The following is a 15173-nucleotide window of genomic DNA, read 5'->3' as shown; positions in this document are numbered from 1 at the left end:
GGGGGATGGCGCAAACCTTTACAAATTTGTCCGTCCTCCAGGTGATGTGCTGGGGGCTGGCGTTTTTCGGCTCGATCTACCTGGGGTTCGGCGCGCTCAATTGGCTGTTGACCCGTCGGGCGCTGCCGGCACTCGGAATCGGGCGGGTGCTCGATCCGCGCCCGCTGCAGCCGGGGCAACTGCGCCGCGAACTGACGCAGTCGGGCGTTTCGGTGCTGGTTTTCGGGCTGGGCATGGTGTTTCCGTGGGGCTTGCTTCAGCTGGGCTGGGCGCGGCTCGACGCGGACGCGGGCTGGCGGCAGATCGCGCTTGAAATCGTGGTGCTCGCGGTCTGGAACGACGTGCATTTCTGGTTCAACCATCGCGTGCTGCACATGCGGTGGCTGCGGCGCTTTCACGGGCCGCACCACCGCTCGGTCGTGACAACGCCGTGGGCCACGTACAGCTTTCACCCGATCGAGGCGGCGATGCTCGGCAACGTGATTTTGCTGCCGATGCTGCTGCACGACTTCAGCTTCTGGTCGCTTGCCTCGGTGCCGCTGTTCAGCCTGTTCTTCAACAGCGTCGGCCACTCGAACTACGACTTTTTTCCCGGGGTGTCTTACAGCCACTGGTTCGCCGCGAGCCGTCGGCACCATTTGCACCACGCCTGCCACGGCGGCAACTACGGGTTCCAGTTCACTTTCATGGACCGGTTGTTCGGCACGCGCATCGCCGCCGATGCGGCCGAGCCGCAGTTCCAGGCTTTTCAAGACAAGCAGCAACGCCAACAGCAGCATGGCACGCCGGCCTGACGCGCTGCGCCGGCCGGCACGCCTGCGCCATTGGCGCGACTGGCAGAGCCTTGCCTACCTGGTGGTGCTTCCGGCGCTGGTGGCATGGCAGTGGGTGCATGGCTTTGCCGTGCTGCTCTATGGATTGATGCTGTTTCTGACGTTGGGCGTGGGCGTGATCCACCACAACCACGTGCACTTGCGCATGTGGCGCGGGCGGCGCATGAACCGGCTCACCGACTTCTGGATCACGCTGCTGCAGGGGCACCCGACTTTCGTTTTCTGGCCCGCGCACGTGGCCAACCACCATCGCCACCGACATGGGCCGCAGGACGTGGCGCGCACCTACCGCTTCGGCGGCGATACCAACCACTTGCGCGGGTACTTGCTGCATCCGTTCCAGGCGGTGTGGGTGCTGGTGCCCGTGTTCCTGGGCTGGCTCGGGCGGCTTCGAAGGCACCAGCCGGGGCCTTGGCGTTATTGCATGGCGCAATACGCGCTTTGGCTCGGGAGCTGGAGCGCGCTGCTGCTGCTCGACTGGCGCAAGGCGCTGCTGTTCGTCATCGTGCCGCAACTGCACGGGCTGCATTGGCTGCTGGCCACCAACTATCTGCAGCACGCGCATGCGGACGGATGCAGGCCCACACCGAAGGCAGAGGCGAGTGCGGAGGCGCGGCGCGATACCGCGGGTACCCGCTTGAACTACGCACGCAATTTCGAAGGGCTGGTGAACCCGTTGCTGTTCAACATCGGCCTGCACACCGCACATCACGAGAACCCGCATGTCCATTGGTCCGAACTCACGCAATTGCACCGCACGCACTACCGCGCGCGGGTCGATCCCGCACTCAACGAGCAAGGACTGGTGCCCTACATGGTTCGCGTGTTCGTGCTGGGAGCGCTGTGGCCGCGCTTTCGCAGCCGCTCGCTGATGTCATCCGTGCCTTTGGTGCCGCCCGAGTCTTCAACCCACTGAACCATGCCTGTTCCATTTCAACGCGTCTACATCGAGAGCGCCGGCTACTACATGCCCGGCGAGCCCATTCCCAACGAGCGCATGGATGCCTACATCGCGCCGCTCAACCGCATGTCGGAGCGCATCAAGCGGCGCATCCTGGCCGAGAACGGCATTCTCACGCGGCACTACGCAATCGACGAGGAGGGCATGACGCGTCAAACCAATGCGCAACTGGCGGCGGGCGCGATCCGCGATTGCCTGCAGCGCGGCGGGGCCGAGCTGTCGCGCGTTTCGCTGCTGGCCAGCGGTTCGTCGGGCGGCGACACGCTCATGCCCGGCTTTGCCAACATGATTCAGGGCGAACTGGCGGCGGCGCCAATGGAGACCTTGTCGGTACACGGCATCTGCGCCGCGGGCGTGTCGGCCATCCAGTCGGCCGCGCAAGGCATCGAACTGGGCGCGCACCGCAGCGCGCTTGCGGTGGCAAGCGAAATGCCGTCGCGGCTTTTCAAGCGCTCGCGCTTCGCGGCGCGTGGCTACGAAACGGACTTCGATTCGCACTTCCTGCGGTGGATGCTTTCCGACGGTGCCGGCGCGTTGCTGCTCTCCGACGGCACGCCCGGGCTGGCCGGCAACCCGGGGCTGCGTTTGCGGCTGAAATGGGTGCACCAGCGCGCGTTCTCGGGCGACTACCCGGTGTGCATGCAGCTGGGCCTGACCGAAGACCGTACGCGCGGGCATCTGGACTACGGCTCCTGGGCGGAGGCGGAAGCGGCGGGTGCCTTGTCGCTGCGGCAGGACATTCGCCTGTTGCCGCACCTGTTCGACGTTGGCATTCACGAATACGCGACGCTGGTGCGCGATGGCTGGGTCGATCCGAAGCGGGTCGATCATTTCCTGTGCCACTACTCGTCGGAAAAATTCATTCCGGTGGTCGAAGACCTGATGACCAAGGCCGACCTTGCGATTCCCCGCGAGAAGTGGTGGAGCAACCTGGCCTGGCGCGGAAACACCGGCGCGGCGTCGATCCTGATCATGCTGTCGGAGTTCTTGCACACCAAGACGCTGAAGCCCGGTGAGCAGATCTTCTGCTACGTGCCGGAGTCGGGGCGCTTCATGGCTGCCTACATGCTGCTGGAGGCCGAGGCGGCGGATGCGCCGCTGCAGGCGGTGCCCAGCCCACGCGCGGCCGCCGAAGCTGCGCCCGCCGACGACGAGACGGCGATTGCGCCGCCGCACGATCCGGCCGCCGCGCCTGAAGGCCTGGCCGCGCTGCTGACCGAGCTGGCCGGCATCTGGCACGACTACCGCTCCAACGTCTGGCGCACGCCTTTGATCCGCCAGATTCGCGAGCGCCGCTTCGCGCTGCCCGATTACCTGAACTGGATGGAGCAGTGGGTTCCGCAGGTGCGCGAAGGCAGCCGCTGGATGCGCGAAGGCGCCGCTTCGCTGACGGGGCCCTACAAGACGCTTGCCGCGTTGATCGACGTGCACGCGGGCGAAGAGCAGGACGACTTCAACATTCTCTTCAGCGACTACCGGAAGGCCGGCGGCACCGTGGCCGAGATCGGCGAGTTGCGCCGCAACCCCGGTGGGGAGGCGCTCAACGCCTACCTGCACGGCCTGGCCGCCACGCGCGACCCCATCGGGCTGCTGGGCGCGATCTACATCATCGAAGGCACGGGCCAGCGCATCGTGCCGGCGCTGCTCCCGCTGATCAAGGCCGGCCTCAAGCTGCCGCCAGATGCGTTCCGCTTTCTCGAGTACCACGGCCACAACGACGAGAACCACCTGAACCGATGGCTTGCCGCGGTCGAGATGGTGATGGCCGTGGAAGCGGACAACGACGGCCAAGGCGGCAAAGGGCAGGGCCGCGCAGCCCGGCAGATCATCGACACGGCGCGCCACACGGCCGCGCTGTACTTGATGCAGTTTCAGCACATCACGGAGCGAATGTCACATGAGCCGAACGCCTGATTTTCTCGAGCAGGGCCACGACGAGCGCGACCCCAGCCCCTGGCTGGCCCTCTACCTCGACCAGAGCACGCCGCTGCCCGACGAGGTCAAGGCCGCGTGGCTCGCCGATTCGAGCTCGGGCTCGCGCCAGTATCTGCTGCCGTTCCTGCGGCCGGTGGCGCGGCTCACGATCATCCTGATCCAGGTGGTGAAGGTGTTCGTGCCGCGCAACTGGTCGCACTCGAAGATGCTGCACAACCTGCTGGCCTGGGGGCTGAAGCGCTTCGTGTCGCCGGAGGCGAACTGGCTGATCCTGCGGCACTTCCATCTGGGTTCGCAGGTGCTGAGCTTCATTGGCCGCAATTCCCCCGCGCCGGTGGGCACCTCGCCGCTGGAGCCTGCCGATATCGACGCACTCAGGGACGAGACATTCCTGAAGCACGATCTGAACCTGTTCAATTTCGTGATCCGCCTGAACCAAGCGCTGCGCGACAAGGGTATGGTTCTCGGCAAGGCGCCGAATGTCGACTTTTCGATGATCAAGGACCCTGGGTTGCGGCTTTCGGACATGCCGCAAGGCAAACTGAATTTTCTCGACCTGCAGAGTGCCATCGAGCTTTTTACGCCGCTGTATCAGTTGATGTTGACCGATAACGACTTTTGGCGCGCCGCCAACTCCCTGCAGCTGGACGAAACCATCGGCATCTACGCCGCGACGGTGCTGGGTGCTCCGGAGCACCTGATTCTGGTCAACAACAAGCACCCGCTGGTGCCGCTTTCCACCTTGCGGGCGGGACATCGGCTGGTCATCCATGGGCTTTCGACTGAAATGCTGCACAGCCTGCTGCGGCGCATGCAGGTCGCGCATAAGGCGCCCCCCGAGCCAACACCCGCACGGGAGGAGGCACTTGCATAAAGCGTATGCTGCCCCCAGATGGACTCCATGAACACGACCCAAAATCCGTCTCCCAAGACCGATCTGGCAGTGACCCACGTGCTGGCTCAACTGCTGGAACGGCTCGAGCACAGCACCGTTCCCGTCGGGGCGGAGCAGTACCGCTCGGTGGTCGAGCACCTCGTGCACGAATTCAGCGACGTTGAACCGGGCGCCGATCTGGGCCGCCTGCTCGACGCTTATCCCGCTGCCGCCGAGGTGTACGAAAATATCAACTATCAACACGCCGGCCTGTGCCGCTCGGCGCTGGACGCGGCACTTGCAGCCGAAGTCCGCGCCAGAGAAGTCATCGCACGGGCCATGCGTAATACCGAACCTAAAAAGGACAAAGCCGATGGCCAAAGCTGAGGTGAAGACTGCCGTCGTGGCCGATGGCTTGCGTTACAAATCGAAAGCACCAGGGTCGCCGTTCCGTGCGTCCGCGTCTTTCAGCGGGGCAACCATGTCCTGCTTCATGTGCGGCAAGCACCGCGTACGCTCGCAGCTGCGCACCCGCCAGGTGCTCGGCAAGTCGCAAACCGTTTGCGCGCCTTCGTGCAAGGCGCTGGACGAGTCGCTCGAATAATCTGGCGGCGCTCGGCTAGCAGGGCTGAGCGTCTTTTTGGCGACATGCCCGAGCACCGCCGGTGCAGATTTCCTTCCCTATTTGCGGTATTGGATATACAGTTAGACACAATTGATGCAAGTAATTGCAGTCAATAAAAAGTTCTAATTTGTAGTCGACGGCAAATGATTTTGTATAGGCGCCCGGCGTCGGGCAATGTGCGGAAGGACCTGCAATGAATAAATCACGTCATGTCGTCATGCAGGTGGTCAGGCGCTCGTCCGGCAGCGCGACGCACCATGTCGAGTTCTTCATGGACAACATCTTTGCCGAACGCCTTCGGCAGTTGCGCTCGCTGGTGCCGCCGCTCGGCAGCCTCAACAAGCAGCGCGACCTGGTGATCGACAAGGTGCGGGTGCGGCTTCCCAATGCCATCTGGCGCACCGGCAGCCATGTCGACAGCGGCGTCGAGGGCTCCTGCATCGTGATTGCAGCCGAAGGCTCGTTCAACTGCGGCGGCAAAGACCGCAACACCCGCGAGAAGCTGGTGACCTACAACTTCTCGATTGCGCGCCTGATCGAGTTGCACGCCGAACGCCCCGACAACGAAACCCTGTACATCCGCGACGGCACTTTTGCCAACGACGAGCCCGCCGAGTCGGCCGCGGGCCAGTGGGTTGCCTCATTGAATGAGCTGGAAGCCGTGATGCGTGTTCCCGATGCTCCCTCGGACTTCGACACCTTGCACGACTTGACGATGCGGCCCGAGCAGCGACCGGCTGTCACCCCTCCCACGCACCGGGCCAGCTTCTACTGAAGAGCCGCGCCGGCCGCTTCGGGGGCCGCGCCCACGGCGGCGTATTGCGCGCGGTTGTTTTCGAGCCAGCGCGCCGAAAGGCTGCTGTCTTGCTGCGCCGGATGAAAGTCTTCGCGGAAGTAGCTGCGCCAGGCGCCCCAATTTCCTCGCAGCAAGCCGCCTCTGCTCAGCAGGATGCGCGCGGCGCTTTTCCAGGTCGCCCACTTCCACAGCTGCCCTTCATGGCGCAGGTTGTCGACCGTCTGGTGCAGCAGGTCGCCCAGGAACATCACGGTCACGCGGCGAAACCAGCGCGTGCGCCACGCGTCCGAACCTTGCGCGGCCGTGTAGATGTCGAAGGCGACGGACTTGTGCTCCAGCTCTTCGGCGCAATGCCAGAGCCACATCGTCCGCAGCCGAGGTTCGGCGCCGTCGAGCACTTCAGGGTGGGCCAGCAGCCATTCGGCAAACATGGCAGTGAAGTGCTCGGTCGCCGCGGTCACGGCCAGCGCGTGGCGAGGATCGGCGCCTTCCATCAGCTCCATTCGCTTGGCAGCACGGGCCGTCCAGCCGTCCTTCAGGCCCTGCGCTTCGAGGTGGCCGTTGAAGAGGGTGTGGATGCGACGGTGCGTGGCTTCCTGCCCGATGAAGCCGCGCACCTCGGCACGGTATTTTTCTTGCGCTTCCGCCGGCAGCGTGGCCACGGTGTCGCGCACGGCATCGATGAAGAACTGCTCGCCGAACGGAAAGCTCATCGACAAGGCATTGAAGAAGGCAGTGGAGAATGCATCGCCCCCGCACCAGTTGCGGCCGAACGGCGTTTGCAGATCGATGAGAAGGCGGCGCACCACAAGCTCGGTCATGAAAGCAATCCTCTGGAGAGTGGGTTGGTACACGTCAGTACCGGTTGCCTGAATAGTGCGCACATCTGCTGGTACCGTCAAGTACCAAGGCGTAGGAAAATGTACCCTCATGAGCATCGCGATTGAAAAACCAGCCCTTGCCGGCCCTTCGGGAGAGCCGGTTCACGAGCATTACTCGCGCCTGCTGGAGGGCATGGCCCGCGCCGTGGCGGCCAAAGGCTACGCGGAGACAACCATTGCCGACATCGTGCGCGAAGCGGCGGTTTCGCGCCGAACCTTCTACGAGCACTTCGCGACCAAATCGGAATGCCTGATTGCCCTGTACGAGGCTGCCAGCAAGCTCGCGCTGCGGGCGGTGAGCGAGGCCTTCGATCCGGCGCATCCGTGGCACGCGCAGGTGGAGCGGGCCATGACCGCCTACTTCGACTATCTTGCGCAGGACCCGGTGCTGCTGCGTACGCTGTTCATCGAAATACTAGGGCTCGGAATGCCAGGCTTGGCGGCGCGGCGCCGGGTGAACGATGAGATTGCCAGCTTCATCCAGTTGGCCATCAATGGCAGCGGCGGCAACGCGCAGGGCGGCCCCGCGGCACACCTCACCAGCGAAATGGCCATGACGGTGGTGGGCGGCATCAACGAGCTGGTGCTCCAGGCCATCGAGCAGAACCGGGCCGGCGATCTGAGCCAACTGGTTGCATCGGCCACGCGCCTGGTGCGCGCCGTGGCCGCCGAGAGCTCCAGGTAGCGGCCGGGCAGGGGCTAGGTAGCGGCAGATCGGCCGATCAAGCCGGCTTGGCCTGCGCCGGGTCGTAGAAGAATTCTTCCTCGGCAATGCGGTCGCCCGCCCAGCGCTGCCAGGCGAGCTCTTCCATGCGCATGGTCTTGCCGCCCTTGAAGCGGAAATCGAACACCCACCGGATCACCACGTGGTCACCGTTCACGAGCACGGGGCGCACGCAGGTCGAAACGACGGATTCGGTTCGATCCAGCACCGCTTGCTCGTGCGCAACCAGCGTGGCGCGGCCGCGCCGGGGCTCGGCCTGGTTCTCACGCATGGTCGCGTCTTCGGTGTAGTAGTTTTCGATGGCCTTGGCATGCGCGCCGCTTTCGACGGCGGCAATAAAGGCTTCGAGTCTTTCCGCGGAAGGCATCAGATGTTGGCTTTCATTTCACTGCGCCTGAAGCCACGGCTGCCGGCGGCGTTGCGGACGCGGCCGGAGCAGCCGGAGCCGGAGCCGAAGGCGCGGGTGCAGGAGCGGCGGGCGCGGTGACCGCCACGGGCGCTTCAACCTTGTGCGGCATGGCCGCCGCCGCATCGCCGCCGTGGAACTTGACCACCAGCGGCACGATCAGCAGCGCGACGATGTTGATGATCTTGATCAGCGGGTTGACCGCCGGCCCGGCCGTGTCCTTGTAGGGGTCGCCCACGGTGTCGCCGGTGACGGCCGCCTTGTGCGCCTCGGAGCCCTTACCGCCGTGATGGCCGTCTTCGATGTACTTCTTGGCGTTGTCCCAGGCGCCGCCGCCCGTGCACATCGAGATGGCCACGAACAGGCCTGTGACGATCGTGCCCATCAGCAGGCCGCCCAGCGCCTTGGGCCCGAGCAGCAGGCCGACCAGGATCGGCACCACCACCGGCAGCAGCGAGGGGATCATCATTTCCTTGATGGCCGCGCCGGTCAGCATGCTCACGGCCTTGCCGTATTCAGGCTTGCCCGTGCCTTCCATGATGCCGGGGATTTCGCGGAACTGCCTGCGCACTTCTTCCACCACCGCGCCGGCAGCCCGGCCCACGGCTTCCATGGCCATGGCGCCAAACAGATAGGGAATCAGCCCGCCGATGAAGAGGCCGACGATCACCATCGGATCGCTCAGGTTGAAGCTGATGGCCAACCCGAAGCTCTCCAGCTTGTGGGTGTAGTCCGCAAACAGCACCAGCGAGGCCAAGCCAGCCGAGCCGATGGCGTAGCCCTTGGTCACCGCCTTGGTGGTGTTGCCGACGGCGTCGAGCGGATCGGTCACGGCGCGCACGCTGTCGGGCAGTTCGCTCATCTCGGCAATGCCACCGGCGTTGTCGGTAATGGGGCCGTAGGCGTCGAGCGCCACCACGATGCCGGCCATGCTCAGCATCGACGTTGCGGCCACGGCAATGCCGTAGAGCCCCGCGAGCGCGTACGAGGCCAGGATGGCAATGCAGACGAAGATCACCGGCCAGGCCGTGGAACGCATCGAGACGCCCAGGCCCGCGATGATGTTGGTGCCATGGCCCGTGGTGGAGGCCTGCGCGATGTGCTGCACCGGCTTGTACTGCGTGCCGGTGTAGTACTCGGTAACCCACACCAGCGCCGCGGTGAGCGCAAGGCCCACGAAGCAGGCGCCGAACAGCTTGAGCTGGCTGCCGCTCGGGGCGATGGCGTTGTCGGGAATGATCCAGCTCGTGACAAACCAGAACGCGATCAGCGACAGGATGCCCGCCACCGCCAGGCCCTTGTAGAGCGCAGGCATCACGTTGACCATGCCCGGCGAGGCCTTCACGAAGAAGCAGCCGACGATCGACGCGATGATCGACACGCCGCCCAGCGCGAGCGGGTACAGCACAGCGTTGACCGGTGCCGCCGCCACCATGAGCGCGCCCAGCACCATGGTGGCGATGAGCGTGACCGCGTAGGTCTCGAACAGGTCGGCCGCCATGCCGGCGCAGTCGCCGACGTTGTCGCCCACGTTGTCCGCAATCACGGCCGGGTTGCGTGGATCGTCTTCCGGAATGCCGGCTTCGACCTTGCCCACCAGGTCGGCGCCCACGTCGGCGCCCTTGGTGAAGATGCCGCCGCCCAGCCGGGCGAAGATCGAGATCAGCGACGAGCCGAAGGCAAAGCCGATGAGCGGGTTGAGGATGGCCGAAAGGCTGCGGTCCGGCGTGAGATTGCCGTTGCCCGCCAGGAACCAGTAGAAGACCGAGACGCCCAGGAGGCCGAGGCCGACCACCAGCATGCCGGTGATGGCGCCGCCGCGAAACGCGACGTCCAGCGCCGGGCCGATGCCTTGGGTGGCCGCCTGCGCGGTGCGCACGTTGGCGCGCACCGACACGTTCATGCCAATGAAGCCGCATGCGCCCGAAAGCACCGCGCCCACCACGAAGCCCACGGCCGTGGTCGCATCCAGGAAGATGCCGATGAGAATGGCCAGCACGACGCCGACCACCGCAATGGTGGTGTACTGCTTGGCGAGGTAGGCCGATGCGCCGGCCTGGATGGCCGCGGCGATTTCCTGCATCCGGGCGTTGCCCGGGTCCTTGGCGAGAATCCAACTTCGGGCCCAGAAACCGTATCCGACGGCCACGAGGCCGCAGACGATGGCGAGTATCAGGGGGGTGTTGCCGATCATGCTTTGCTTCTCCATTCGTTCGTTGTGACTTGTGGAGACGGACAGCATGGGTCCTGCGCGCAACGCGTACGGGACCCATGTTTTCCGTCGCGTTGCTTCCTCGAAGCTCACTGCACCGGGGTGCGGAGCCGATTGGCCAACGGGTGCAATTTACAGGCAAAAACAAGAACGTGTGCGACCGGCCCGTGACACGGAAAGTAAACTCCGGGTTTGTCCCCATCTCCCCTCATACTTTTCAACTACTCGAAAACGTCATGTCCTTCGACAAAGTCTCCCCCGGCAAAAACATTCCTGACGCCTTCAATGTCGTGATCGAAATCCCGATGAACGCCGACCCGATCAAGTACGAAGTCGACAAGGAATCGGGCGCGATCTTCGTCGACCGCTTCATGACGACCGCGATGTACTACCCGGCCAACTACGGCTACGTGCCCCAGACGCTGTCTGGCGACGGCGACCCGGTCGACGTGCTGGTGATTGCGCCGTACCCGCTCTTGCCCGGCGTGGTGGTGCCGTGCCGTCCGCTTGGCATCCTGATGATGGAAGACGAAGCCGGCGTGGACGGCAAGGTGCTGGCGGTACCCACCGACAAGGTGCTGCCGATCTACAGCCACTGGAAGTCGGTCGACGACGTGAACCCGATGCGCCTGAAGGCCATCAGCCACTTCTTCGAGCACTACAAGGACCTGGAAGCCGGCAAGTGGGTCAAGGTGCTGGGTTGGGAAGGCATCGACGCCGCCAAGAAGGAAGTCGTCGACGGCATTGCTGCTTACAAGAAGTAAGCGGGGTAATTGGCCTGATCGGTCCTGCCGAAGAGCAGGGCGCCAGGCGTGCGGGGCCTCAGCCCTGCGCCGCGTCCCCGGCCAGACGCATCCATTCGCGATTGACGGAGCGTGCGTGCGAATTCCAGTGGCGCGCGGCCTGCTGGAGTTCGTTCCATTGCCGCTGCGCGGCAGCGGTATCGCCTTGCTCCGCCAGCCAGGCGATGTAGCGAGCACGGGCTTCGACCGTGTTGTACTGGCTCAGCGCCGATTCGAAGGCCTCGCGAGCCTCTGCATGGCGCCCATCGGCAGCGAGCGCGCGGGCGGTGAGCACGGCGACTTCGTCCCTCCGGTAGTCGTCGCGTGAGGCGCGCAGGGCCTGGAGCGCCTGCAGCGCTTCGCGGCCCGAAGCCGCGCCGCCTGCGGCCAGCAGCGCGCTGGCCAGGCCAAATTGCAATTCAGGATCGGATGCGAGCGGACCTTTCAGTGCGTCGCGGTAGTGCCCGACTGCGTCTGCAGCCTGGCCCTTGTCGAGCGCGGCCTTGGCAAGGCGCAGCTTGTTCTGGGCGGTGGGGGCGAGGTCGTAGGCCTCGGTGGCTGCGCGGTACTCGCGCTCGGGGTCGATAAAGCCGATGGCCGCGCTCGCCACCTTGCCCGCGGTGCGCTGCATGCGGGAGGCAGGCAGGTACTCGACCACAAAGTACACGACGCTGCCCAGCAGGGGAAAGCTGAACAGAATGATGAGCCAATACATCTGCTTGCCGTGGCGCATTGCGTGCACGGCGAAGAACAGCGCAATGAGGATGTGCAGCCCCAGTCCGACGAACGGCATCGGTTTCTTTCTGTTGTTGGATTGGGCGCGTTTATAGCAGCCCCGCATTGCGGCAGGCCGACCGCGCCGCCGCGTCTCAGCCGGCCTTGAACGGGCTGCGTTCGCCCAGGTGGTCCATGTAGTTGCCGATGCCTTCGCCCTCGCGCTCCAGAAAGCGCTCGACCGCATCGGCAAACGCAGGGTGTGCCAGCCAATGGGCGCTGGTGGTCTTGACCGGCATGAGCGCGCGCGCCATCTTGTGCTCGCCCTGTGCGCCGCCCTCGAATCGCCTCACGCCGTGCGCAATGCACCAGGCCAGCGGCTGGTAGTAGCAAGCTTCGAAGTGAAGACAATCGACGCGCTCCATGGCGCCCCAGTAGCGGCCATAGGCAACCAGCGCGCCGTCGTCATGCGTGGACAGCGCGATCAGGCTTGTGGCAATCGGTTTGTCGCCGCGTTCGGCGACGAACAGCAGCCAGGCTTCCGGCATCGTGTCGGCCATGCGCTGGAAGAAATCGCGCGAAAGATAGGGCGGATTGCCGTGCTCGCGATAGGTGCGCGCATAGCAGCGGTAGAAAAAATCCCAGTCCGATGCCGCAATGTCGGGGCCGCGCGACCAGCGGAAAGTCACGCCTGCATCGGCCACCTTGCGACGTTCCTGGCGGATCTTCTTGCGCTTGTCGTGCGAGAGGCTGGCAAGGAAGGATTCGAAGTCCGAGTAAGGCCCGGCGCCATCAGCCCCGGCCGGGGCCGCATTGGTCCAGTGAAACTGCACGGTGTTGCGCAGCATCAGGCCCGCTTCGGTGCAGGCGGCAATGTCGGCGTCGGCGCCGAACAGCAAATGCAACGACGAAAGTTCTTGCGTCTTGCACCACGCCACCAATGCCTGCACCAGCAGCGTGCGGGTTTGCGCATCGCGGGCCAGCAGACGTGCGCCCGGCACCGGCGTGAACGGTACCGCCACCACCGCCTTGGGGTAGTAGGCAAGGCCGTGCTGCTCATAGGCGTTGGCCCACGCCCAGTCGAAGACGTATTCGCCATAGGAGTGCGTCTTGATGTAGACGGGGCAGGCCGCCTGCAATTCATCCTTGCACCAGAGCGTGACGAACTGCGGCGTCCATCCGCTTTCGGGCGAGGCGCTGCCGCTTTCGTGCAGCGCTGCAAGGTACTCGTAGCGCATGAAAGGCGACGGTTCCGCCTCGGCGTCGAGCAGCGCGTTCCATGCTTTCGGGTTCAGGTCCGACAGCGATGCCATCACCCGAATGACATAATCGTTCAAGCCTTTTTCTTCCTTCCGTATGACGCTCAAGCTCGCCATCGCGCAACTCAATTTTGTGGTGGGCGACCTCGCCGGCAATGCGAAAAAAATCGTCGATGCCGCGCGTGAAGCCTACGCAAAGGGCGCGCGTCTTCTGCTCACGCCCGAACTCTCGATTGCCGGCTATGCGGCGGAGGATCTTTTCCTGCGTCCCGCGTTTACCGAAGCTTGCGATGATGCCGTGAAAGGCATTGCCGCCGCGCTGGCCGGTCTCAAAGACATGGTCGTGGTGGTGGGGCATCCGACAGGCGGGAGCCTTCGCAGCCGCTCGGTGGCGGTGCAGATGCGCTACAACGCCGCCAGCGTGATCAGGGAAGGGCGCATCCTCGAAACCTACGCCAAGCGCGAACTGCCCAACTACCAGGTGTTCGATGAACGCCGCTACTTCACGCCGGGGCAGGGCACTTGCGTGTTCGAGGCCGGAGGTGTTTCGGTGGGCCTGCTCATCTGCGAGGACGCCTGGTTCGACGAGCCGGCCGAGCTGGCCCGCGAGGCCGGCGCCGAAGTGCTGGCGGTCATCAACGCCTCGCCGTACCACGTCGGCAAGGAAGGCGAGCGCGTGGCGCGAATGGCCGACCGTGCCCGCGCCGTGGGGCTGCCGCTGGTCTATGCGCACCTGGTTGGCGGGCAGGATGAAGTGGTCTTCGACGGGGCATCCTTCGCCCTGCAGGCCGATGGTGCGCTGGCCGCGCAGGCCGAAAGCTTCAAGGAGCGCCTGGTTTTCATGCAGCTGGAGCGGCTCGCGCAAGGCGGCGAGGGCATCGGCTTCGTGGCTGAGCCTGAAACAATCGCGCCACGGCGCGATGCCGAAGCCCAGTTGTGGGATGCACTGGTACTGGGCGTGCGGGACTACATCGGCAAGAACGGCTTTCCAGGAGCGATCCTGGGGCTCTCGGGCGGTATCGATTCCGCATTGGTGCTGGCGATTGCGGTTGATGCGCTCGGCAAGGACAAGGTGCGCGCTGTGATGATGCCTTCGCCTTACACGGCCGACATCAGCTGGATCGACGCACGCGAGATGGCAACCCGCCTGGGTGTGCGCTACGACGAAATCTCGATCAAGCACACCTTCGAGTCGTTCAAGGGCGCGCTGGCCGAGGAGTTCAAGGGCCTGCCCGAAGACACGGCCGAAGAAAACATACAGGCCCGCATCCGCGGCACGCTCCTGATGGCGCTGTCGAACAAGTTCGGCTCGATCGTTCTCACCACCGGCAACAAGAGCGAAATGGCCACGGGCTACTGCACCCTGTACGGCGACATGGCGGGCGGCTTTGCGGTCATCAAGGACCTGCTGAAGACCACCGTGTTTGCGCTGGCCCGCTGGCGCAATGCCCATGACCCGTACGGCACCGGCGCCTCGCCGATTCCCGAACGGATCATCACGCGGCCGCCCAGCGCCGAACTGCGGCCCGACCAGACCGACCAGGACAGCCTGCCGCCGTACGACATCCTCGATGGCATCCTGGCACGCTACATGCAGGACGACGAGGGCATCGACGAGATCATTGCGGCGGGCTACGAACGCGCGGTGGTCGAGCGGGTTGCGCGGCTCATCAAGATCAATGAATACAAACGGCGCCAGGCGCCAGTGGGCATCCGGGTCACCCATCGCAGCTTCGGCAAAGATTGGCGTTACCCTATCACCAGCAAATTCAACGAAACCGCCGGAGCGCAAAAACCATGAAGCAGATCACCGCCATCGTCAAACCCTTCAAGCTCGAGGACGTGCGCGAAGCGCTGGCCGAAGTGGGGGTTACCGGCCTCACGGTGACCGAAGTCAAGGGCTTCGGCCGCCAGAAGGGGCACACGGAGCTCTATCGTGGTGCGGAATACGTGGTCGACTTTCTGCCGAAGATGAAGGTCGAAGTGGTCGTCAACGAGGGCGACGTGGAACGCTGCATCGAGGCCATCGTCAACTCGGCCCGCACGGGCAAGATCGGCGACGGGAAGATTTTCGTCACGGAAGTCGAGCGCATCGTGCGCATCCGCACCGGCGAAGAGAACGAAAACGCCGTGTAAATAGGCTCGCCCCCAGTCTTCGCGCACTTCGTGTC

Annotated in this window: 16 protein-coding genes; 11 read left to right on the top strand and 5 right to left on the bottom strand. The window is 64.6% G+C overall.

Going from position 1 to position 15173, the window contains the following annotated elements:
• Positions 1 to 5: 5 nt before the first annotated feature.
• From V9L20_RS06190 to V9L20_RS06160, 7 genes are all read left to right on the top strand, one after another.
• A complete protein-coding gene (locus tag V9L20_RS06190; protein WP_258505957.1) occupies positions 6 to 794 on the top strand; it encodes a sterol desaturase family protein in 789 nt (262 codons plus the stop codon).
• On the top strand, positions 778 to 1749 hold the full coding sequence (locus V9L20_RS06185) for a fatty acid desaturase family protein (protein WP_258505959.1): 972 nt from the start codon (positions 778 to 780) through the stop codon (positions 1747 to 1749). The genes V9L20_RS06190 and V9L20_RS06185 overlap by 17 nt, the downstream gene beginning before the upstream one ends.
• A 3-nt stretch (positions 1750 to 1752) precedes the next feature.
• Complete coding sequence (locus V9L20_RS06180) at positions 1753 to 3708, top strand: 3-oxoacyl-[acyl-carrier-protein] synthase III C-terminal domain-containing protein (protein ID WP_258505961.1); 1956 nt, start codon at positions 1753 to 1755, stop codon at positions 3706 to 3708.
• On the top strand, positions 3692 to 4603 hold the full coding sequence (locus tag V9L20_RS06175) for a DUF6999 family protein (protein WP_258505962.1): 912 nt from the start codon (positions 3692 to 3694) through the stop codon (positions 4601 to 4603). Before V9L20_RS06180 ends, V9L20_RS06175 begins: the two co-directional genes overlap by 17 nt.
• 18 nt (positions 4604 to 4621) lie before the next feature.
• On the top strand, positions 4622 to 4990 hold the full coding sequence (locus V9L20_RS06170; RefSeq protein WP_126746489.1) for a hypothetical protein: 369 nt from the start codon (positions 4622 to 4624) through the stop codon (positions 4988 to 4990).
• A complete protein-coding gene (locus V9L20_RS06165; protein ID WP_012747462.1) occupies positions 4977 to 5207 on the top strand; it encodes a hypothetical protein in 231 nt (76 codons plus the stop codon). Before V9L20_RS06170 ends, V9L20_RS06165 begins: the two co-directional genes overlap by 14 nt.
• A gap of 214 nt (positions 5208 to 5421) precedes the next feature.
• Positions 5422 to 6003, top strand: coding sequence for a hypothetical protein (locus V9L20_RS06160; protein ID WP_258505963.1), 582 nt, complete (start codon positions 5422 to 5424; stop codon positions 6001 to 6003).
• On the opposite strand, the gene V9L20_RS06155 is transcribed toward V9L20_RS06160, so the two are convergent.
• Entirely contained in the window at positions 5997 to 6845 is an 849-nt protein-coding gene (locus V9L20_RS06155; RefSeq protein ID WP_337295904.1) for a metal-dependent hydrolase, read from the bottom strand. The genes V9L20_RS06160 and V9L20_RS06155 overlap by 7 nt on opposite strands.
• A 109-nt stretch (positions 6846 to 6954) precedes the next feature.
• On the opposite strand from V9L20_RS06155, the gene V9L20_RS06150 reads away from it, so the two are divergent.
• Positions 6955 to 7590 (top strand): TetR/AcrR family transcriptional regulator, encoded by a 636-nt coding sequence (locus tag V9L20_RS06150; protein WP_258505966.1) that lies wholly within the window; start codon positions 6955 to 6957, stop codon positions 7588 to 7590.
• Between the two features lie 37 nt (positions 7591 to 7627).
• Here the strand turns inward: V9L20_RS06150 and V9L20_RS06145 are convergent, their stop codons facing one another.
• Entirely contained in the window at positions 7628 to 7996 is a 369-nt protein-coding gene (locus V9L20_RS06145; protein ID WP_337295903.1) for a nuclear transport factor 2 family protein, read from the bottom strand.
• Positions 7997 to 8009: 13 nt separating this feature from the next.
• Positions 8010 to 10229 (bottom strand): sodium-translocating pyrophosphatase, encoded by a 2220-nt coding sequence (locus V9L20_RS06140; RefSeq protein WP_337295902.1) that lies wholly within the window; start codon positions 10227 to 10229, stop codon positions 8010 to 8012.
• Positions 10230 to 10483: 254 nt separating this feature from the next.
• Here V9L20_RS06140 and ppa point away from each other — a divergent pair, with 254 nt between their 5' ends.
• A complete protein-coding gene (ppa, locus tag V9L20_RS06135) occupies positions 10484 to 11011 on the top strand; it encodes an inorganic diphosphatase (protein ID WP_021007095.1) in 528 nt (175 codons plus the stop codon).
• Between the two features lie 58 nt (positions 11012 to 11069).
• Here ppa and V9L20_RS06130 read toward each other — a convergent pair whose 3' ends face one another.
• Both V9L20_RS06130 and V9L20_RS06125 read right to left on the bottom strand, forming a co-directional pair.
• The gene (locus V9L20_RS06130; protein WP_258505970.1) at positions 11070 to 11822 is read right to left on the bottom strand and encodes a hypothetical protein; all 753 of its coding nucleotides are present in this window, start codon (positions 11820 to 11822) and stop codon (positions 11070 to 11072) included.
• 76 nt (positions 11823 to 11898) lie between these two features.
• The gene (locus V9L20_RS06125) at positions 11899 to 13080 is read right to left on the bottom strand and encodes a GNAT family N-acetyltransferase (RefSeq protein ID WP_337295901.1); all 1182 of its coding nucleotides are present in this window, start codon (positions 13078 to 13080) and stop codon (positions 11899 to 11901) included.
• Positions 13081 to 13099: 19 nt separating this feature from the next.
• Here V9L20_RS06125 and V9L20_RS06120 point away from each other — a divergent pair, with 19 nt between their 5' ends.
• Positions 13100 to 14803: an NAD+ synthase gene (locus V9L20_RS06120; RefSeq protein WP_337295900.1), complete on the top strand. Its 1704-nt coding sequence runs from the start codon at positions 13100 to 13102 to the stop codon at positions 14801 to 14803.
• On the top strand, positions 14800 to 15138 hold the full coding sequence (locus tag V9L20_RS06115) for a P-II family nitrogen regulator (RefSeq protein WP_126746480.1): 339 nt from the start codon (positions 14800 to 14802) through the stop codon (positions 15136 to 15138). The genes V9L20_RS06120 and V9L20_RS06115 overlap by 4 nt, the downstream gene beginning before the upstream one ends.
• The last annotated feature ends 35 nt before the right edge of the window (positions 15139 to 15173 follow it).

This window comes from Variovorax sp. CCNWLW225, from assembly GCF_037204045.1.
In the GTDB taxonomy this organism is placed as follows: Bacteria; Pseudomonadota; Gammaproteobacteria; order Burkholderiales; family Burkholderiaceae_C; genus Variovorax.
Note: the sequence above shows the minus strand (reverse complement) of the source record. Positions and strands in the feature narration are given on the sequence as shown.

Excerpts from the sequence above, each read along its gene's own strand:
- V9L20_RS06180 (WP_258505961.1), top strand. The coding sequence starts at position 1,753 with ATGCCTGTTCCATTTCAACGCGTCTACATCGAGAGCGCCGGCTACTAC.
- V9L20_RS06120 (WP_337295900.1), top strand. The coding sequence starts at position 13,100 with ATGACGCTCAAGCTCGCCATCGCGCAACTCAATTTTGTGGTGGGCGAC.
- V9L20_RS06140 (WP_337295902.1), bottom strand. The coding sequence starts at position 10,229 with ATGATCGGCAACACCCCCCTGATACTCGCCATCGTCTGCGGCCTCGTG.
- V9L20_RS06175 (WP_258505962.1), top strand. The coding sequence starts at position 3,692 with ATGAGCCGAACGCCTGATTTTCTCGAGCAGGGCCACGACGAGCGCGAC.
- V9L20_RS06150 (WP_258505966.1), top strand. The coding sequence starts at position 6,955 with ATGAGCATCGCGATTGAAAAACCAGCCCTTGCCGGCCCTTCGGGAGAG.
- V9L20_RS06160 (WP_258505963.1), top strand. The coding sequence starts at position 5,422 with ATGAATAAATCACGTCATGTCGTCATGCAGGTGGTCAGGCGCTCGTCC.
- V9L20_RS06170 (WP_126746489.1), top strand. The coding sequence starts at position 4,622 with ATGGACTCCATGAACACGACCCAAAATCCGTCTCCCAAGACCGATCTG.
- V9L20_RS06115 (WP_126746480.1), top strand. The coding sequence starts at position 14,800 with ATGAAGCAGATCACCGCCATCGTCAAACCCTTCAAGCTCGAGGACGTG.
- V9L20_RS06155 (WP_337295904.1), bottom strand. The coding sequence starts at position 6,845 with ATGACCGAGCTTGTGGTGCGCCGCCTTCTCATCGATCTGCAAACGCCG.
- ppa (WP_021007095.1), top strand. The coding sequence starts at position 10,484 with ATGTCCTTCGACAAAGTCTCCCCCGGCAAAAACATTCCTGACGCCTTC.
- V9L20_RS06130 (WP_258505970.1), bottom strand. The coding sequence starts at position 11,822 with ATGCCGTTCGTCGGACTGGGGCTGCACATCCTCATTGCGCTGTTCTTC.
- V9L20_RS06190 (WP_258505957.1), top strand. The coding sequence starts at position 6 with ATGGCGCAAACCTTTACAAATTTGTCCGTCCTCCAGGTGATGTGCTGG.
- V9L20_RS06165 (WP_012747462.1), top strand. The coding sequence starts at position 4,977 with ATGGCCAAAGCTGAGGTGAAGACTGCCGTCGTGGCCGATGGCTTGCGT.
- V9L20_RS06145 (WP_337295903.1), bottom strand. The coding sequence starts at position 7,996 with ATGCCTTCCGCGGAAAGACTCGAAGCCTTTATTGCCGCCGTCGAAAGC.
- V9L20_RS06185 (WP_258505959.1), top strand. The coding sequence starts at position 778 with ATGGCACGCCGGCCTGACGCGCTGCGCCGGCCGGCACGCCTGCGCCAT.